The 20,642-nt window shown below is 53.9% G+C and carries 15 protein-coding genes; all 15 read left to right on the top strand.

The window, feature by feature from the left end:
• Window positions 1–14 precede the first annotated feature (14 nt).
• The 15 genes from PD282_RS18460 to PD282_RS18390 all read left to right on the top strand — a co-directional run bounded on the left by PD282_RS18460 (window position 15) and on the right by PD282_RS18390 (window position 20,569).
• Window positions 15–998, top strand: coding sequence for an ABC transporter permease (locus PD282_RS18460; RefSeq protein ID WP_274652106.1), 984 nt, complete (start codon window positions 15–17; stop codon window positions 996–998).
• 28 nt (window positions 999–1,026) lie between these two features.
• The gene (locus tag PD282_RS18455) at window positions 1,027–1,938 is read left to right on the top strand and encodes a carbohydrate ABC transporter permease (protein ID WP_274652105.1); all 912 of its coding nucleotides are present in this window, start codon (window positions 1,027–1,029) and stop codon (window positions 1,936–1,938) included.
• Window positions 1,939–2,042: 104 nt separating this feature from the next.
• The gene (locus PD282_RS18450; RefSeq protein WP_338045204.1) at window positions 2,043–2,903 is read left to right on the top strand and encodes an alpha/beta hydrolase fold domain-containing protein; all 861 of its coding nucleotides are present in this window, start codon (window positions 2,043–2,045) and stop codon (window positions 2,901–2,903) included.
• Between the two features lie 71 nt (window positions 2,904–2,974).
• The gene (locus tag PD282_RS18445; protein WP_274652103.1) at window positions 2,975–4,576 is read left to right on the top strand and encodes an alpha-L-arabinofuranosidase C-terminal domain-containing protein; all 1,602 of its coding nucleotides are present in this window, start codon (window positions 2,975–2,977) and stop codon (window positions 4,574–4,576) included.
• A gap of 57 nt (window positions 4,577–4,633) precedes the next feature.
• Entirely contained in the window at window positions 4,634–6,166 is a 1,533-nt protein-coding gene (locus tag PD282_RS18440) for a carboxylesterase/lipase family protein (protein ID WP_274652102.1), read from the top strand.
• A gap of 112 nt (window positions 6,167–6,278) precedes the next feature.
• Window positions 6,279–8,468, top strand: coding sequence for a glycoside hydrolase family protein (locus PD282_RS18435; protein ID WP_274652101.1), 2,190 nt, complete (start codon window positions 6,279–6,281; stop codon window positions 8,466–8,468).
• A 61-nt stretch (window positions 8,469–8,529) separates the two neighbouring features.
• Entirely contained in the window at window positions 8,530–10,440 is a 1,911-nt protein-coding gene (locus PD282_RS18430; RefSeq protein ID WP_274652100.1) for a sialate O-acetylesterase, read from the top strand.
• Window positions 10,441–10,532: 92 nt separating this feature from the next.
• Entirely contained in the window at window positions 10,533–11,654 is a 1,122-nt protein-coding gene (gene dgoD / locus PD282_RS18425; RefSeq protein ID WP_274652099.1) for a galactonate dehydratase, read from the top strand.
• Between the two features lie 431 nt (window positions 11,655–12,085).
• Window positions 12,086–13,846, top strand: a complete 1,761-nt coding sequence (locus PD282_RS18420; protein WP_274652098.1) for a cache domain-containing sensor histidine kinase — start codon at window positions 12,086–12,088, stop codon at window positions 13,844–13,846.
• Window positions 13,830–15,419 carry a response regulator gene (locus PD282_RS18415; RefSeq protein ID WP_274652097.1) on the top strand — a complete coding sequence of 530 codons (1,590 nt, stop codon included), beginning with the start codon at window positions 13,830–13,832 and terminating at the stop codon, window positions 15,417–15,419. Before PD282_RS18420 ends, PD282_RS18415 begins: the two co-directional genes overlap by 17 nt.
• A gap of 110 nt (window positions 15,420–15,529) precedes the next feature.
• Entirely contained in the window at window positions 15,530–16,876 is a 1,347-nt protein-coding gene (locus tag PD282_RS18410; protein ID WP_274652096.1) for an extracellular solute-binding protein, read from the top strand.
• A 72-nt stretch (window positions 16,877–16,948) separates the two neighbouring features.
• The gene (locus PD282_RS18405) at window positions 16,949–17,839 is read left to right on the top strand and encodes a carbohydrate ABC transporter permease (RefSeq protein ID WP_274652095.1); all 891 of its coding nucleotides are present in this window, start codon (window positions 16,949–16,951) and stop codon (window positions 17,837–17,839) included.
• A complete protein-coding gene (locus PD282_RS18400; RefSeq protein WP_274652094.1) occupies window positions 17,829–18,665 on the top strand; it encodes a carbohydrate ABC transporter permease in 837 nt (278 codons plus the stop codon). The genes PD282_RS18405 and PD282_RS18400 overlap by 11 nt, the downstream gene beginning before the upstream one ends.
• A gap of 72 nt (window positions 18,666–18,737) precedes the next feature.
• Window positions 18,738–19,577: a sugar phosphate isomerase/epimerase family protein gene (locus PD282_RS18395; protein ID WP_274652093.1), complete on the top strand. Its 840-nt coding sequence runs from the start codon at window positions 18,738–18,740 to the stop codon at window positions 19,575–19,577.
• Window positions 19,574–20,569, top strand: coding sequence for a zinc-dependent alcohol dehydrogenase (locus PD282_RS18390; RefSeq protein ID WP_274652092.1), 996 nt, complete (start codon window positions 19,574–19,576; stop codon window positions 20,567–20,569). Before PD282_RS18395 ends, PD282_RS18390 begins: the two co-directional genes overlap by 4 nt.
• Window positions 20,570–20,642 lie beyond the last annotated feature (73 nt).

Genomic DNA, 20,642 nt, shown 5'->3' with positions numbered 1-20,642 from the left:
GAAGGAGTTGAGATATGGAAAATATAATCGCGGAAAAGAAGAAGGCGTCCTTGATCGAGAAGAATCAAGCCTCTTTAATACGCCGGATATGGAAGTCAAGAGAAAGCTACCAGCTGATGCTGCCGGGCATCGTATGGTATGTCATTTTCGCTTATATTCCGATGTACGGGTTATTCTTGGCGTTCAAAACCTATAAAGCCAATCTCGGGATTTTCGGCAGTCCTTGGGTCGGATTCGTCAATTACGACTATGTTTTTCGGGATCCGGCTTTTATGGAATCGGTCTGGAGGACGCTGTGGATTAACGCAGGCCGTATCCTGTTCGAGTTTCCGCTTCCGATTATTTTAGCCTTAATGCTGAATGAATTGCGGCTGGGCCGATATAAGAAGGTGATCCAAACCATTTATACGTTCCCCCACTTTTTGTCCTGGATTATCGTCTCCATCGTCATGATCAACTCGCTCGATACGCAGGGGATCGTAAACGGGATCATCAAAATGCTGGGCGGGCATGAGGTCAATTTCCTCGGATCGGCGAAAATATTCCAGCCCTTGTTGTATGTGACGGACAACTGGAAGTCGTCGGGGTGGAGCATGATCATCTTTCTGGCGGCGATTGCAGGCATTGAAACGGAACAGTACGAATCCGCCCAGCTCGACGGTGCGACCCGGATGCAGACGATGTGGTATATCACGCTTCCGGGGATTAAAAGCACGATTGTCGTGATGCTGATTTTAACCGTCGGCAATCTGATGACGGCCGGCTTCGACCAGATTTTTAACCTCAGCAATGCGGCAACCGCCAAAGCCGGCGAAATCCTGGATATGTATATTTATCGGGTTACGTTTCAGTCCGCTGCCGATTTCTCGTTTTCAAGCGCGGTAAGCTTGTTTCGAGCCGTCATCAACCTGGCGCTGCTGCTGTTCGCCGACCGCGTCTGTAAATGGCTGGGCTCGGAAGGTCTTTTTCCGTCCGCGAAGAAATCGGTTCGGACATAACGAGTACATGCGGGAAAGGGATGTGACTATGGAAGAGGCCAGACCCTTACTGAAAAAAGGTTATCGGAGCGGCAAAAGAAACAACAAGCTGCAATCGTTGGATATTATTCTGCTCGTCATCCTCACATCCTTTGCCGCCGCCATCATATTACCGTTTATCAACGTGGTTGCGACATCTTTTGCAACCCAGCAGGAATACCTGAAAACAACGCTGTTATTAATCCCAAGCACCGTTACGTTTGAAAACTACAAGGCGTTTTTTGCCGACGGACGCATATGGATCGGTTTTCGAACGACGCTGCTGATCCTCGGATTGGGATTGCCGATCAATATGTTCCTGACGACCAGCATGGCATACGGACTCAGTAGGCCCGATTTTCCGTTTAAGCGGTTTCTCGTCTATTTTGTTGCGGTTACGATGCTGTTTAACGGCGGTATTATCCCGCTGTATCTGTTAATGAAGCAGCTGCATTTGATTAATACGATCTGGTCGGTCGTGCTTGTTTATGGCGTGAATTCCTTTTATTTAATCATTATGATGAACTATTTCACGACGCTGCCGATCTCGCTTATGGAGTCGGCCAAGCTTGACGGGGCGGGCGAATGGCGGATCCTGTTTAAAATCATCCTGCCTTTATCCATGCCGATCATCGCGACCATCATCTTGTTCTACGCGGTGGACCGCTGGAATGAATGGTTTAATGCGATGATTTTCATCCGAAGAGGCGATCTGGTTCCCCTGCAGCTTGCTTTACGGTCGATCGTGATCGATTCCCAGATCAGTGCGCAGATGAATGTTTCGAACGTGCAAACCGAGCAGTTTTCGCAAGGGATGAAGATGGCGGCGGTCATTGTAACGATGCTCCCGGTCATGTTTGTATTTCCGTTTCTGCAAAGACACTTTGTCAAAGGTATGCTGATCGGCGCCATCAAGGCCTGATCCCGTTTAAAAAGAAGTTGGCCCAGTTGCTTTGACATGCGGGAAGTCGTCCGGATTCTGCGGGGAACCGGTTAGGGCTGCATGAATTTGGAAAAGCAGGTGCGATGATGAAGGAATATCGAAACATACCGTACAAACAAGCGGAAACCCGTACCTTGTATTTGGATCTTTTTCTTCCCGAGGAAAAAAATCCTCCGCTGATCATGTGGATTCATGGAGGCGGCTGGAAGGAACTGAACCGGACATGGAACCTTGCCATGCCGATGCTGGAGAAAGGGTATGCGGTTGCGGCGGTGGACTACCGGTACAGCGACGAAGGACAATTTCCAACCCAGATGCTGGATCTGAAAGAGGCGCTGCTGTTTTTGAAAAAGCATGCAGGACAATACGGATATAATGGAGAAACGATAGCGGTATCCGGAGATTCCGCGGGAGGACATTTGAGTGCACTGCTGGGGGTATCCGCAGGCAAACGAGACTGGGAAACCGCTGAGGGAGATTACAGCGTACAGGCCGTGGTCGACATGTGCGGGCCAACAAGTCTGCCGTTATCCTATCAAGACAAAGAGGAGAAGCCAAATAATGGCGCCGCCGAACTGCTCGGAGCGCCAGTAACGTCGAAAGAGGGACTGGGCCTTGCAGCGGCGGCGAGTCCCTTGACGTACATCAACGGCGGCGAGCCGCCGTTTCTCATCCTCCATGGATCGGAGGACCCTTCGGTATCCCCCGAACATTCAAGACTTCTGCGAAATGCCCTGGAAAAAGCGGGCGTACCGGTCATGATGTATTTGATACCGGGAGCCGTGCATGCGTTCGGGGGCAGGCTTGTAACGGATATCATGGGAGAATTCCTGGATTATTTTCTCAAGGGAATCAAGACGGTAGACACGCCGGCCGTCGAGCAAGAACACCACAGGGCGATTCCATACGTCCGAAAGCCAAAGCATGAAAGCGTTCCCGATTAAAGCCGTCGATGGACGAACAGAAGCGCACAAAAGCGGGAGCAGCCGCCGAATCGAGAAAGGAGGGTCATTTGATGAAAAAGGCGAGCGTTACGGTACATCCGGATTATAAAATCGGCAAAGTGGATAAACGTCTGTTCGGCGCGTTTCTTGAGCCGATCGGCAGCTGGGTTTACGGAGGTATTTACAATCCCAAGCACCAGGCCGCGGACGACATGGGTTTTCGGCGGGATGTCATCGACGCGGTAAAGGAGTTTGATCTTCCGGCCCTTCGTTTTCCCGGGGGGAACTGGGTTTCGGGCTGGGACTGGAAGGATTCCATCGGACCGGTCGAGAACCGCAAGGTACAGCTGGACCTGTCTTGGTTCCAGATCGAGCCGAATATTATCGGCCATGACGAATATTTGGAGTGGACGAAGCGGGTCAACACCGATCCGATGTACACCATCAATCTCGGTACGGAAGGGATCAAAAGCGCCGCGCACCTGGTGGAGTATTCCCGGCATCCCGGAGGCACGTATTGGTCCGACCTGCGCAGGAAGTACGGGCATTCGGACCCCTATCCGATCAAAACCTGGTATCTCGGGAACGAAATGGACGGCCATTGGCAGATCGGCTCCTGGGAGAAAGACCCTGTCGGCTTCGGCATTCGGACCCATGAGATTTCCAAGATGGTCAAATGGATCGACAACCAGGCTGAAACTGTTTTTGCCGGTACCTCCGACCATCACAAGCATTTCCCCGAATGGGAAATGGCGGCGCTCGAGCAGTGCTACGAATCGGTCGACTACGTCTCCCTGCACCATTACCACTCCGCACCGGAGGGAGACATTGCGGCCTATCTCAACATCTCCTCGGTCTTGGAGGAGTACATTAAAACCACCGTCGCCGTCTGCGATTATTTGCAGACCAAGCTGCGTACGCCCAAAAAAATGTACATCTCCTTCGACGAATACGGCGCGAGCTTCGGCAGACAGAGCGAGGTTCTCTTCGGGCGCAGAGGCTGGCAGGACGTAACCAAGAGCTACGCCCAGTTTGCTCCCAGGGACAATGTCTTCACGAGATACGACCCGGAGCATTATGTCGAGCGCAGACCAAGCTCCCATCAAATGCTCAACGCCCTTGCCATGGCATCGGTGATGCTGACTTTCCTCCGCCACGCGGACCGTATCAAGATCGGCTGCATGACCGGCGGCATTCGAAACGCTCTTGCTTTTAACGGCGCGCATGTATGGAAGAACGCATCCTATTATCCTTATTACCAGATGAACAAACTGACCCGCGGCGGCGTTTCAATCCTTCCCGCAGTCGACGGCCCGACCTTTAACACCGAGCAATTCGCGCTTTCAGGCTCCAATCAATGCCACGCGTACGAAAACGTTCAGGCCATCGAAGCAGCCGCCGTGCAAAATGAGGAACGGGGCGAGGTCAGCATCTTCATCGTCAACCGCGGAATCGAGGATGACATCGAGGTTAACCTGGACGTTCGCGGGTTTGACGGTTATAAGCTCTCCGGACATATCGAGATGTATACCGGCGATCTGCAGCAGGGAAACAGCTTCGAACGTCAGGATGCGATTCAGCCCATGAATAATACAGGTACCAAGATGGAAAAAGGCAAAGTGTCCGCCGTTACAAAAAAGCTTTCGTGGAATGTAATCCGCCTTACGAAGTAGACCGCGCCGATTTACCGCGAAACCGAATGAACCATCATATGAAGGGAGTTATCAACCATGCTTAGAATCGTGAACATCGAAAATGGCGTCGTTCAAGGACTGCCGGCCGCCGACCCGCGGATCACCAGCTTTAAAGGCGTTCCTTTCGCCGCGCCGCCCGTAGGAGATAACCGCTGGCGCGCTCCGCAGCCCGCGGCCGATTGGGACGGCGTGCTCAAAGCCTATGACTTCGCGCCGATCTCGATGCAGGCCAAGACGGTGATCGACGAAAAAAATATTTATACAAGGGAATGGTCGGTCGATCCCGATATCCCCATGGACGAGGACTGTCTTTACCTGAACGTATGGACGCCTGCGCGCAGCGCGGACGAGAAATTGCCGGTGTTTGTCTGGTATTTCGGCGGAGGTCTGCAGGTCGGGCATACGGCCGAGATGGAGTTTGACGGCGAGCGCATCGCCCGCAGGGGCATCGTGGTGGTCACGATTAACTACCGCCTGAACGCGTTCGGATTTTTATGCCATCCCGAAATGACGGCGGAGGCTCCGGAAGCGCCCGCAAACTTCGGCCACCTCGACCAGCAGGCGGGTACGCAATGGGTGAAGCGCAATATCGCGGCTTTTGGAGGCGACCCGGACAACATCACGATCGGCGGGCAGTCCGCAGGCGGCGCGAGCGTTCTGAGCCAGCTTACTTCGCCTCAGAACGAAGGCCTCTTTCAGAAAGCGATTATTCAAAGCGGCATGTTCACCGCGCTGTACCCCGGAACCCGCCCGCCCAGAGCCAGGCGCACGCTGGCGGAAGCCGAACGCGAAGGCGAGACCTTCTTTGAATTTCTCGGCGTCTCCTCGCTTGCGGAAGCCCGCAAGCTGGATGCGGTATACATCCGCGATAAATCGCTGGAATATAAGGGCCACTGGGGCACCGTTGTCGATCACGTGTTTAATGTAGGCAGCGCATATGAACGCTTCCTTGAAAACAAACGCTGGAAGGTGCCGGTGCTTGCAGGCCACACGTCCTCCGAATTTTTCAGCGTTCCGAAGGCTGCGACGCTGGAACAATTCAAGCAGATGGCGGCGGACTTGTTCGGCGACGCCGCCGGCGAATATCTGGCCCTGTGCCAGGCGCAGTCGGGCAGCTTGGATGAAGTATTGAAACAGGCTTCGGTGAACGGCATCGAATACGCGATCCGCGTTGCCGCGCAGGCCAATGCCGATTCCGGCGCCGATGTGCCGCTGTACTATTACAACTTCGACGCGGACATTCCGGGATGGGACAATCCCGGCACGTTCCACTCGGTGGATCTGTGGTTTTTCTTCGAGACGCTTGCCAAATGCTGGCGGCCGTTTGTCGGCAAGCATTACGATCTGGCCCGCCAAATGTGCAACTATTGGGCGAATTTCATCCGTACCGGAAATCCGAACGGAACCGATGCCACCGGAGAGGAGCTGCCGCAGTGGGATCCGTACACGGCAGAGGCGCCCTACGGTATGGTATTCGGAGACCGGCCCGAGTTTGCGAAGGAGCGGCCGGGCGAGCTGATGAGGTTCCTGGTGAAGCAATATTTTAAGGCAGCAGAAAAGGTGAATTAACGCAGCATACGTTTAAGCGGTCATCAAGATGTATTTACAGAAGACATAGGTCGGGTTTGAATTTGCGTCTCGGCTAAGAACCGGAATATGAACGGAAAAAGGAGAAATAGCGATGAATCTGGCAAGCGGCGGCTATACCATCAGCTTTAAGGAGGGAGGTCTTGAGGTTCAAAAAGACGGCAGGCTCCTTTATTTCAACCGACGCCCGATGTTCGTGACGGTGAAGACCGCCTTTGCCGTCAGCGAGTTTTACGACGGCGCATACGCCGAGATTGCCGTTTCCGGCGATAAAATCATCGCCAAAGGCACCTTAACCGTTCCCTCGGGATCCGAATTTTCCTTTACGGATACTTATGAAAGGGCCGGCTCCGGTTTCAAGGTGAGCCGGAGCGTCAAGGTGCTGAAGGCAGGGGACGATCTTGGTTTTTCCACCAAGATCTCCTTTGCGATGGCGGAATCGGACGATACGCACGACTATAACTGCTTTGCGCCCGGCGTTTGGTATAAGCAAAACGAATTCGCGCCCGATTACGCGATGGGCAAAGATTTGGATTGCGAATATTTCTATCGTATGGAAACTTGCTACGCCCTGCCTTTGTTTGCCATGCAAAACATCGCGTCGGGAGAAACGGCGGCTCTTTCGCGCTGGGCCGCAGACGTCACGATGCCGTCAGTGGATATTGTAAGATCCGAAAACAACGTCGACCCGAACATGACCGCCGGCGCCATCGGCATGAGCAGGCCGGAAAGCAGGACCTTGAATTATATGTATTACGGGTTTGCCGTGCGCAAACCATTCGAGGCGAAAATCGACGGCCTGTCGATCGATTATGTGTATCCCGGCTGCGACGGGCAGATGCCCCGAAGAAATCAGTATGCGGGCCTCGACTACAACAAGAAATCAAAAACGTTCCAGCGCGTGAACCACCCTGTGGAAGCGGGCTTTGAGCAGCATTACGCGGTGGCCGTAAACTTCAGCCATTACGGCAGCTTCCAGCGGATGATGACAGACAATTGGCGAATCGCCTACGACCGGCTGCGCGACGGGCTGTTCGATGTGGATAACGAGCGCCATTTTCACAACTGCATGAAGATGCTTGCCCAATATACGCGGCAATACGGCGATTCGTACGGTTTGCCCTTTGCCTGCCAGCTGCCCGATATGGACATCTCCTGCGTATCCTTCCAGTTCGGCTTTGTCGGGCAGCAGCCCGGTATCGGCTACCAGCTGCTTCGCTACGGCGACAAGGAAAACGTGCCGGAAGCCTTGGAAAAAGGCGTAAACGTCATCGATTTTTGGGTGAGGACGGCCATGACCGAATCCGGACTGCCGCACATGTGCTACAATCCCAACATCGAGGGGTTCGAGCCGTATCCGCACTATGTGCGCATGCTTGCCGACGGGATCGAGGCTATTTTGGACGCGGCCCTCTATATGCGCAAAAAGGGCGACGAACGGCCGGCCTGGCTCGAGTTTTGCAGAAGGACCGCGGATTGGCTGGTTGACATCCAGAACGATGACGGCAGCTTTTACCGCGCGTACAATACCGACAATTCCATCCGCATGAACTCCAAATCCAACACGCCGAGCGTCATTCGTTTCCTGGTCCAGTTCTATCTGGCGACCGGCGACGAAAGATATAAAACCGCAGCCGTCAAGGCGGGCGAATGGTCATTCGAAAACAATTATAGGAACTTGGAATACCGCGGCGGCACGTGCGACAACATGGATATCCAGGATAAAGAAGCCGGCATCTACGCTTTATTCGGTTTTCTTGCTCTGTATGATCTGACCGGCGAGGACAAATGGCTGGAAGGCGCGATCGGCGCCGCCGATTATACCGAAACCTGGACGTACGCCTGGAAATTCCCGGTACGCACTCTTTGGCCGAAGCATCCGTTCAACAACTATTCGATCAGCGGACAGAGCATCATTACGATCGGCGGGGGCGCCGACGTTTATATGGCCGCATGCTCGTATACCTATTACCGGTTGTATCTGATTACGGGCGACGAGCATTATCTCGATTTTGCCGAGTTCATCCACAAGAACACCCGGCAGTCCAATGACGTGGACGGCAGTGTCGGGTACATCATGCCCGGCCTGGGGCACGAAAGCGGCAACTTTACCAGCCAAACGCTGCAAAGCCGCTACCACTGGCTGCCCTGGTGCACGTATGTGGAAATCGACCCTTCGTCGAGGCTGTACGATACCTTTGGCGGCTATGAAATTGCAGACGCACAAAGACTCAGCCCGGAGGAGAGAGCCAGACGAAACCGCATCTACGATTCCTATGCTTAACCTATATTTGACTTGACGGGATAGTAAATATATGAAATTCTGATATAAAGTAGGTGGGCGTATGAGCCGGGATCAGAAGAAAATCAAATTGCCCCGCCTGATCGGCGACGGTATGGTGCTGCAAAGAAACGCGCAGGTCAAAATATGGGGCTCGGCACCGGCGGGAGAAATCGTCACGGTCCGTTTTATGGAAAAATCCTGCAGTACGATTGTTGATGCAGACGGAGAATGGCAGGTAAGCCTCCGGACCGAAGAGGCAGGCGGACCTTACGATATGGTGATCGAGACCGGAGACGGCGAAGAACGCATCACCGTAACCAATATCCTTTTGGGCGACGTATGGCTCTGTTCCGGTCAATCCAACATGGGCATGAAAATGCTCTCCGTTCAGGAGGTTTATCCCGGGGACATCGCCCGGGCGGGCAGCGATTCCATCCGGCAGTTTCTGGTCCCGGTGAAGTACGACTTTGAACGGCCGCAAACGGATTTCGAAGCCGGATGCTGGGAGGCGGCGGATCCCCAAAGCGTCCTGAACTTCACGGCCGTAGGGTATTTTTTTGCTGCAAAGCTATATGACAAGTACCGTGTCCCCATCGGCCTGATCAACGCCAGTCTAGGCGGGGCGCCGATCGAATCCTTCATGAGCGAGGATGCCCTGTCGCCCTTCGCGGAATATGTTGAAGCCGCGCAAAAGCTGAAAGATAACCATTATTTGGAAGCCCTGGCGAAAGCGGATCAACAATCCGGCGAAGCATGGTACCGCAATGTAAACCAAAATGACGCGGGAATGCCCGACGCCGGGAAGCCATGCTTTGATTCCGGTTACGACGCGTCCGCCTGGCCGTCCATCAAGGTGCCTTCCTATTGGGAAGAAGAAGGTTTGGGTCATTTCAACGGCGTCGTCTGGTACCGGAAGGATATCGAAATACCTGCATCGCTGCTTGGTAATCCCGCAAGGCTTGTTCTGGGCCATGTGGTCGATGAGGATACGGTTTATATCAATGGGACCCGGATCGGATCCAATCCGAATCAGTACGTGCCGAGGAAATACGAACTCCCGGAAAGTCTGCTGCAGGAAGGCAAAAATTCGATTGTGGTGCGAGTGGTCAATACTTCCGGTAAAGGCGGCTTCTATAAAGGGAAGTCGTACCATTTGAAAATCGGGGACCGGATCATCAATTTGAGCGGCGAATGGCAGTACCTGATCGGAGTAAAAAGCGATCCGCTTCCAGCGCCATCCTTTATCCAGTGGCGGCCGCTGGGCTTATACAACGGCATGATTGCGCCGGTTGTCCGTTACGCAATCAAAGGCGTCGCCTGGTATCAGGGCGAATCCAACGCCAAAAAGCCCGATGACTACGAGAGCTTGTTCAAGGCATTGATTGCCGACTGGAGAAAGAAGTGGGAGCAAGGCGATTTTCCCTTCCTTTATGTACAGCTGCCAAACTATATGGAGCCTTCCGGCAAGCCTGCCGCGAGCAATTGGGCCCAAATTAGGGAGGCACAGCGGCGGACGCTTGACGTGCCCGGTACGGGTATGGCGGTAACCATCGATATCGGGGAATGGAACGATGTGCATCCGGTCAATAAAAAGGACGCGGGAGAGCGGCTCGCTCTTGCGGCCCGGAAAATCGCCTATGGGGATGAGTCGGTAGTTTCTTCCGGCCCTACACTGCGATCGGTGAAAAGGGACGGAAGCCGGATCGTCCTGTCCTTCAGGGATACGGGCAGTGGTTTGATCGCCAAAGGCGCGGACCGGCCGGGACATTTCGCTATAGCCGGCACCGGCCGAATCTTCGTCTGGGCGGATGCCGAGATTGAGGGCGACTGCGTTGCGGTTTGGCATGACCGGATCCCGAGTCCCGTTTATGTGAGATACGCGTGGGCCGACAATCCGGAAGGCGCTAACCTGTATAACCGGGAAGGCTTGCCCGCTTCGCCCTTTACTACGGAAGAAGTGGATGATCTCTAATCCACGCAGGCAGCTTGCGGCCTGTTTCTTGCATGTAAATTCGTTTCAGCAGGATATGACGGATTCAATTCGGGTGGCAGGAGGGTGTTGCGATGAAAATAACCGAGATCAAAACCTATTTGGTATCGACGCTCAGACAAAATTGGCTCTTTGTCAAAGTTTTAACGGACGAGGGGGTTTATGGCTGGGGAGAGGCAAGCGTCGAAGGACAGGAGAAGGCGGTCGAACAAAGCATTCATTTATTGGCGGAGCGCTGCGTGATCGGAGAAGATCCCCGCAATATCGAAAAGATTTGGCAGAAGATGGCCCGCCACGGCTTTTGGAAAGGCGGCTTTGTTTATATGTCCGCCATTAGCGGGATCGACCAGGCGCTGTGGGATATAACCGGCAAGATTTACAATGTCCCGGTATACATGCTGCTCGGCGGTGCGGTACGCGACAAAATCCGCACCTATACGCACGCAGGCAATGCGGAATCCGCCCTGAAGGCGGTCGAAATGGGCTTTGCCGGCATTAAAACGGGGGGCGGAAAGCCCGGACGGATGTACGATCCGGCGTCCGATATCGAGTTTCTGGACGAGAATCTCGCTTCGATCCGCAGGGCAATCGGCAAGGATAAACTGATCTGCATCGACAATCACGGCCAAGGAACACCTGCCGAGGCCATCAAGCTGCTTGAGGTCGCGGCAAAACATAACGTCTATTTTTTCGAAGAACCGATCTCTCCCGAGAATACCGCCGCGTTCAAAAGAATCCGCGAAAACTCGGGCAATGTCCCGATCGCGGCAGGAGAGCGCCTTTTCAGCCGTTTCGAGTTCCGGGAAGTAGTTGAAAATCAGCTGTTCGATTTCGCGCAGCCCGACATTTGCCACTGCGGAGGCATAACCGAAATCCGTAAAATCGCTTCGATGGTAGAGACGTATCATATCAAGCTTGCGCCTCACAACCCGAACGGGCCGGTTGCCACGGCAGCAAGCCTTCACGTCAGCGCCGCCGCTCAAAATTTTGATATCCTGGAGTTTGCGGCGCATTCGGTTTACGCACGGACGGACATCTGCAGCATGTCGTTTAAGCCGGAAAACGGCTGTTTTCCTTTGCCGCAAGGCCCCGGCCTGGGGATCGAACTGAATGAAGAGGCGTTTGCAAAATATCCATACAGGTCAAAGCAGTATGAACCGCGTTACAATCTGGATGGAAGCGTCGCGGAAATTTAGGAGATATAAATAGCGGCAGGCAGCAGTTGATTTTTGATTTGCGCGATACCAGGTCAGCCATATCCGGTTGGCTTATATCCGATCAGCCGGAACATTTGGCTGATCTTTTTATTTTCCCAGAAAAAGAACAAAATAGATAACAAAAGTAATTACGAATACAGTATGGATTATTATTGTAAATAAGATATATATTCCAAATTAATATACAATAAAGAACTTTTTTCGTCCCCGCACACTGCGCAGGAGCAACAGGGAACGCCGGTTATACAAAATCTGGTTGACGAGCCGCTCTGGTACGTTTACCATTTCGTTTGTTATACTGGTGCTGCATCTGCCCATTCCGCTTTGTTGTTCGGCGCGACTCCCAACAAGACTGGATTAGCAGATGTTTTTTCCGTGCTTCGACCAACAGGAAAGGGGAATCGTCGCGGATGCGTACGCGCAGGATGTTCAGCTTGCGTTACAAAATATTGATCTTCTCCCTGCTGATGACGCTTGTTCCGATCTTGATCGTCGGCAGCTTCTCATACGTCCGCTCCACGAAAATCGTCAGAGACCAAGCCAGCAAATTAAATATGGAAACGCTTAAACAGATCGCCTACAACATCGAGTTTATCATTAACGACGTGCGCGGGATTTCGATCAACATGATCAACAACCAAAGGCTGAATCAATATTTGAAATCGTTTAACCGCAGCGAAATGTCCCAAAACGATCCTTCGATTCAAACCTTATTAGGCGATTATATTTTAACCAAAAAATATGTATATTCCATCTACGTTCAGGATTTGAGCGGCGGCGGCATGGATACGCAAGGGGCGCGCAATTTGCTCAGCGAGGAACAGATCGCGCGAATGAAGGCGTTGAACGGGAAGGAAGAGTGGTCCCTCAGCGACGTTTATGTGGGGACGTCGGACCTGAATGTCATCACGCTGTTCCGGGAAATCCGGGATATTAACAACATTAACCAGGTGCTCGGGTTTATGAAAATTAATTTGTCGCAGCCGCAAATCCGCAGCATTTACGACAAGCAGGTCGCGAGCGAGCACGGACTTTTCTTCATGATCGATGCGGATAAAACGATTTTGTCCACGCTGTCCGATCAGAAGGTCGGCCAGAAGCTGGAGGACCGGTATGTGCGGCCGCAGCTGTTTACGGACAGAGAAGGCTACTACGATACGGAGATCGACGGTCAAAAATATATGGTGGAGTTTTATACGATCGACCAGACCGGGTGGAGGCTGATCAACTGCGTCCCGCTGCGCTCGATTACGAAGCAGGGCGACCAGATCAAGCAGGTGACCTACGTGTCGATTTTCCTCAGCCTCGTCATTTGCTTCTTGTTCCTGCTCTATTTTCTGCTGAAGGTGCTGAAGCCGCTCCGGCAGATCCGCAGGCTGATGGGCAGCCTGGAGAAAGAAAATTTCAACGTCAACATGAACGTGCAGGGCAACGACGAGATCGCCTTGCTGGGCAGCAGCTTCAACAAAATGTCCAGAAGGCTTGACGAATTGATCAACGAGGTTCATGTGGTCAAGATTAAGCAGAAGGAAGCGGAGATCAAAGCGCTGGAGGAGCAGATCAATCCGCACTTCCTGTACAATACGCTGGACTTGATTTATTGGGTGGGACGGATGGAAAAGGCGTACGAAACCGCATCCCTCATTCAGACGCTGTCCCAGCTGTTCCGCATCGGCTTGAACAAAGGCAGCGGCTTTACGCTGGTCCGCAAGGAATTGGAGTATATCGAAAATTACATGCTGATCCAGAAAAAGCGGTACGAGAACGCCATTACGTTCACCGCCGAAGCCGACCCGGATACGCTGAACTGCAAGGTTATCAAGCTTATTCTGCAGCCGTTGATCGAGAACGCCATCACGCACGGCATCGAGCAAAAGGGCGGCTTCGGCCATATCGGGGTGCGGATTTACAAAGAAGGCGATACGGTCGTGTACGAGGTGACCGACGACGGCGTCGGGATGGATCCGGACGTCGTCGCCCGGCTGCAGGGCCCGGCGCACCTGCAGCAGGGAGTGGGCCTTCGCAATATCAACGACCGCATCAAGCTGAGCTTCGGCAATTCGTACGGAATTCACATTGAGAGTAAGCCCGGACAAGGGACGAAAGTAATCGTCAGACAACCATTCATAAAGGGGAACGAGCAGGATGTTCAACATGATGATCGTGGATGACGAACCGCTGGTTCGCAAAGGGATTGCGACATCGATCGACTGGCAGGAGCACGGCATCGAGATTGCCGCCGAAGCGGGAAACGGGCGGGACGCCCTGCAGAAGCTTCAGACGGCTCCGGTCGACCTCGTGCTGGCCGATATCCGCATGCCGATCATGAACGGGATCGAGTTGTCCGAGCAGATCAAGAAGCTGTATCCCGATATCGCGATCGTGCTGCTGAGCGGTTACGAGGATTTCGCATATGCCAAGGCGGCGCTTCAGATCGGCATTCAAAATTATTTGTTGAAGCCGGCCAGCGCGGAGAAGCTGATCTCCGCCATCACCGATATCCGCGACCGGAAGCGGGAAGAGCAGCTGAGCAAGACAAAAGAAATCGGCCGGCTTCACATGTTTAATGAAAATCTGCCCTACCTCAAGTATAAATTTATGAACAGTCTGCTCAAAAAGGAATTGAGCGCGGCCGGAATCAAGGAAAAGCTGCGGACGCTGCAAATCGATTTGACGGGATCGGAATATCACATCCTGATTATGGACATCGACGATTTCGCGTTCTTCTCCCAGAAGCTGTCGCCGAAGGAGAACGAGGCCTTTGCGTTCGCCGTCTTCAATATCGCCGAAGAGACACTGCTGTCCTACTTCTCCGGCTTTGTCAGCTACGGAGAGCTGAATCGGCTGATCGCCCTCGTGTCTACGGATAAGGTTCATTCGCTTCTGGCCGTCTGCAAGGAAATCCAGTCGAACGTCAAAAGGTACCTGAAGCTGTCGCTTTCAATCGGCATCGGCCTGCCGTGCGCGAGCCTGCTCGAGATCGGCAGGTCGTACCGGGAAGCGGACCAGGCGCTTAAGGAGAAGGTGTATCGGGGAAAAGGGCAGATCTTTATGCACGTGAGAGAGCGGCAGCGGGAGAATGCCGGCGCGGAGCCGTTCTCTACGCTCACGATGGAAGAGCGGTCGATGGCGCAGGCGTTGAAACGGATGAGCGAGAGCGAGCTTCGCGAAATGATCCGCCAATATTTTCAGCGCTTCGCGTCCGAGAACCGGCGCTTCGACGAAGTGAAGCACGCCTGCGTTCGGCTGGTCATCTTTTTCATTCAAGAGCTGGAGGAAGCGGGGCATTCCAAGGACCTTGTTTTCGGCCCGCAATTCATCCCGCATGTTGCGATCGAGCGCTTTGAGGTGGTGGCCGACCTGGAGGCGTGGATGGGGCAGATGGTCGCCAAGATCGTTCGTCATTTGGAGGACAATCGCCGGAATTCCTTCAAGAGGACGATTAAAGAGGCGATTCAGTACATGGAGAAGCATTACGAACAGTCGCTCAGTTTGACGGAGGTGGCCGATCACGTCAATGTGACGCCGGCTTATTTCAGCAAATTGTTCAAAGAGGAAATGGGCATTACGTTCGTGAAGTGGCTCAGCCGGCTGCGGGTGGAGAAAGCGAAGGCGCTGCTCATGGAGACGCGCTTGAAGACGTATGAAATCGCCGAGAAGGTGGGATTCTACGACTACAAATATTTTTCCAATACGTTCCGCAAATATACGGGGCTGTCGCCGAGGGATTACCGAAACCGATAAAAGGATAATTATTTGGATGTTTTCGTAAAAAAGCCGCCCTTTTTTTTAGCCGATTCCTTGTAAAATGTAGACCATGACCCATACCACACGTTACGAGGGGGACTTTTCACATGAAAAAGGCTACGATGCTTGCGTTGGGAACGACGGCTGCGATGTTAGCGCTTTCCGCCTGCGGAGCAAGCGGCGGCAAGGACGCGGCTCCAGGCGGCGCTTCCGACTCAGGTTCAAACGGCGGCTCCGCGCCGTCCATCAAATTGACTTTGGAGGACCGGCTGCTCGAGACGTCCACGGAAGGTGCCGTCATTGCCCATCGGAAGATGATCGACGAGTTCAAGAAAGAGCATCCGAACGTGGAAATTTCCGAGGAATCGCTGCAGGACGCCACCTATAAAACAAAAATCAAAACGCTGGCGGCCGGAAATGACATGCCGGACGTGTTCGAGCTGCTCGGATCGGACGCCCAAATGTTTGTCGACAACAAGCTGATTATGCCGCTCGACGACATCATGAACCAGGATTCGGAATGGAAGAAGGGCTTTATTCCGAGTACGCTGAAGGATTTTACCGTCAATGGGGTATTGGCAGGAGCACCGATGCAGATGCTCTCCACCTCGCTCATTTTCTATAACAAGGATATTTTCGATAAGGTCGGGATCACCGAATTCCCTAAGACGTGGAAAGAGTTCACCGACGCGATCGATACGCTGAAGGCGAAAGGCTACACGCCGATCTCGCTGGGGAACAAAGACAAGTGGGTGGCGGAATCCAGCATTCTTAGCGAGCTTGGGGACCGCTTTACCGGTACGGATTGGTTCAACAGCATCAAGAACAATCAAGGCGCAAAGTTCACCGATAAGCCGTTTGTCGACGCTTTGACGGCGCTGCAAAGCTTGAGCAAGATGGGCGCGTTCAACAGCGACCTTAACAGCATCGACAACAGCCAGCAGCGAACGGCGTTCTACAACGGCAAAGCGGCGATGTTCTTCGAAGGAGACTGGGCGATATCCTCCTTATCCAGCGAAGCGCCGCAGGAAATCAAGGACGCTACGCATCTGGCCATTCTGCCGAGCGTGGAAGGCGGAGCCGGCAAAGCGAATGTCGTATCCGGAGGCGCGGCATGGGCGTTCGCGATCAACGCCAATTTGAAGGGCGACAAGCTGCAGGCGGCAATCGATCTGGTGAAGAAGCTGACCGGCGTGGAAGAAGCGAACGCGGCAGCCGAGAACAATGCCGTTGCCGCAACGATTCCGACCGATTATGACAAGAGCAAGGTCGTGCCGCTGTTCAACGAGTATTTGGAGATGTTCAAGAACCTCGAGCAGTCGCCGATTTATGACGGCCAGCTGTCGCCGGCGGTGATTGAAACGATGAACAACGGGCTGCAGGACCTGCTGATCCAGCGCATTACGCCGGAGCAGCTCGCGAAGGATATTCAAAGCACTTACGAAGGTTCGTAACCGCTTAAAAAGCTCCGTTTGTCTCCGGAACGTCCGTTTCGGAGACAGGGCGGAAGTTAGGAGGTGAGCCGCTTGGGGAAGAAGCTGCCCAACCCGAGATGGACGACGATTTACGGTTTTATGCTTCCCGGCATTCTCGTGTATTTGTTTATTGTCATCGTTCCGCTGGCACTGTCGATTCATTTCAGCTTTTACAAATGGTCCGGCGGCTTGTCCAAGGATTTTATCGGTTTTCATAATTACAGCCAGCTTTTGCAGGATGCGAAGTTTTGGTTCTCGTTCCGCAACAACATGATTATTACGCTGCTGAGCATTATCGGTCAGCTTGGAATCGCGTTCGTGCTGGCCGTCATTTTGCAGGCCAAATGGGTAAAGCTGCGCGAGCTGCACCGCACGGTGCTGTTTCTGCCGGTCGTGCTGCCGGCCGTTGTCGTCGGTTTTATCTGGAACCTGATTTACAGCCAAAATTACGGGATTTTGAACAGCCTGCTCAAGGGCTTGCATCTGGCGGACTGGATTCGCCCGTGGCTGGACGACCCGAAGATCGTCATCTATTCGGTTACGATCCCGATCATTTGGCAGTGGATCGGCTTGTATTTGATTATTTTCATGGCATCGATCCAGAGCATCCCCGGGGAAATTTACGAAGGAGCCGAGATTGACGGGGCCACCGGCTTCAAGAAGGTCATCTATATTACGCTGCCGATGATGTACGATACTTTAAGAGTGGCGATCATGCTGTGCATCGCTGGCAACATGAAGATTTTCGACAACATCTTCGTCATGACCGGGGGCGGACCCGGCAACAGCTCTACCGTTATGGCGCAGTATGCGTACAACACTTCGTTTGGAAAATTTCAACTGGGGTACGGAAGCGCGATTTCCATCGGCATGATCGTCCTTAGTCTCGGCTTGATCCTGCTGAGCCGCAGATTGATGGGAGGTCGTTCCCTTGAATCGTAAAATCGCGGTCGCCGGCGTCAAGTCGGCCGCCAACGTGTTGATCGCCGTGTTTTCGCTCGTCAGCATTTTTCCGATTTTGTGGGTGATGTATTCTTCCCTGAAAAATCAGCAGGAATTCAGCTTTAACATTTTATCGCTCCCCAAAAGCCTGCATTTCGACAATTACGTGACGGCTTTTTGGGACGGCAAGCTGTACCTCTATTTGTGGAACAGCGCGTTCGTCAGCGCGATCTCCGTCGTTCTCACGATATTGATCGGCTTTGTGAGCGGTTACTTTTTGTCGCGGTTTTCCTTCCGGGGCCGAAACGTCGTGTACACGATGTTTTTGTTCGGCATGCTGGTGCCCGTTTACGGTTTGCTGGTACCCTTGTTCATCGAGTATCGCAACCTGCATCTGCTGGATCACCGGTTGTTCCTGGTGCTGCCCGAGGTCACGTTTGCGCTGCCGCTTGTCATCTTCCTGATCGAGAGCTTCATGAAGAGCGTTCCGATTGAGATGGAAGAGGCGGCTTACGTCGATGGAGCGAATACCGTTTCCACCTTGTTTCGCATCGTGTTTCCGATTTGCAGGCCGGTGCTGTCCACCTGTATCATCATCAGCTTCCTGAACATCTGGAACGAATTTCCGTTTGCGCTGATCCTGATCAATTCGCAGGAGCTAAAGACGATTCCGGTCGGCCTGACCAATTTTGTCGGGCAGTACACGATCAACTATCCGCAGCTTATGGCGGGCATTAACGTTTCGATCTTACCCGTCATCATCGTCTACCTTTGCTTGTCCAAACGGATCATTCAAGGCATGGTCGCCGGCGCGGTAAAAGGATGAGTCCGTGCGGCTCCCGTTTGTTCATTTAAAACGATTTGCTAGACTAACAGGTTCATAGAGAGAGGTGCGAGCATGATACCGACACTGAATCCGGTCACGACAGGAAGGGACGCGGCTGCGGAGGAGTTCCTGGACGCGGCGTCGCTGGCGGGCTTTCCGGCGATCGACTACAGCATACTGCCATTTTACGAGACATTCAAAACGCAATCGTTCGCATCCGCCCGGGAAATGCTGTCGACACGGAATCTCGTTCTGGGTTCGTTCGGACTGCCGGTCGAATTCCGCAAGGACGAGGCGCTGTTCCGGGAGGAGCTCGCGGCGCTGCCCGACATCGCCCGCTTCGCTGCCGAGCTCGGCGCGACCAACTGCTGCACGTGGCTGTATCCCGCCACCGACGAGCCGGTTGCCGAATATACGAGCCGCTTCATCCGCCGCCTGCGGGAGTGCGCCAAGGTGCTGGACGATAACGGAATCCGCTTCGGCATCGAGTGGGTCGGGCCGAAGACGCTGCGAACGATGAAGCACGATTTTATCCATACGCTGCCTGGTGTGCTCGAGCTGATCGGAGCCATCGACGTGCCGAACGTCGGCGTGCTGTTCGACAGCTTCCATTGGTTTACCTCGGGTGCGACCCGCGAAGATATTTTGGCGCTGCGGCCGGAGCAAATCGTGCTCGTGCATATTAACGACGCGCCAGACAAGCCCGCGGACGAGCAGATCGACAACCAGCGCCTGCTGCCGGGGGAAGGAATTATCGATTTGCCGGGCATGCTGTCCGCGCTGCGGGAAATCGGCTATGACAGCTATGTATCCGTGGAGACCTTCAGCGACTCGCTTCCGCTGCTCGGTTCGAAAGAAGCGGCGCAGCGCACGAAGAGCGCGCTCGATCCGGTATTGGAGGGGTATGTATGATGAAGAAAGCGGCCATCGTTGGCCCGCGCATGGCGGAATTGGTCGAGCGGCCGATTCCGAAGCCGCAGGGCAGAGAAGTGCTGATCAAGGTGCACGTCGCGCCGATGTGTACGGAGTATAAAGCTTTTCTGGAAGGAAAGCCGCATGACTGCCTGGGACACGAAGCGGTCGGCGAAGTGGTCGAGACGGCGCAGGAGGGCGGACTGTTCAAGGTCGGCGACCGCGTCGTCGCCATGCCGCTCTCCGGCTGCGGCGAGTGCGAGCTTTGCCTGGCGGGAGATTACATCCACTGCCTGAGCAATCCGATGATGGATTCGGCGATGGCGCAGTATATCGTGAAACCGGAAGTCTGCCTGCGCAAAATTCCCGACGATCTGAGCTACGAGCAGGCGGCTTTGGCCTGCTGCGGACTCGGCGCGTCATTCGGTGCGATTCGGAAGCTCGGCGTGTCGGCCTACGATACGCTGCTCGTTACCGGCCTTGGGCCTGTCGGGCTCGGCGCCGTCATTAACGCCAAGTTTTGCGGCGCCGTCGTGATCGGAGTGGAATCGAATCCGTACCGGATCGAGACCGCCCGCCGGCTGGGCATCGATGCGGTGATCGATCCGCGGGACGCCGAAGCCTTGGCGAAGATTGCAGAGCTTACCGGCGGCAAAGGACCGGATTACGCCGTCGACTGCTCGGGCGTGCCGGCCGCCCATCGGCTGTGCATCGATGCCGTCAAGCGGAAGGGCAAGGTCGCTTTCGTCGGGGAATCCCATAACGAAACGCCGATCGTAATCAGCCGGGATATGATTCGCAAAGGCATTCATCTCATCGGCTCGTGGCATTACAACTTGAACGATTTTCCGCTGCTGATGAACGTTATTCGCCGTTCCCGCATGACGGAATCGTTCGTCAGCCATGTGTTTCCGATGAGCCGCATTCAGGAGGCGCTGGAAACCTCCGTTTCCCAGCAGTGCGCCAAAATCATGCTGAAGCCGTGGGAATAACGCGCCATCCGCGTAAATGGAAAGCAGACATTTGCCCCGGCCGGTCAGGCCGGGGCAAATGCGCGAATAAGGA

Source organism: Paenibacillus humicola (genome assembly GCF_028826105.1).
Classification (GTDB): Bacteria; Bacillota; Bacilli; order Paenibacillales; family Paenibacillaceae; genus Paenibacillus_Z; species Paenibacillus_Z humicola.
The sequence above is the reverse complement of the archived record's forward strand: the minus strand, read 5'-3'. Positions and strand labels throughout refer to the sequence as shown.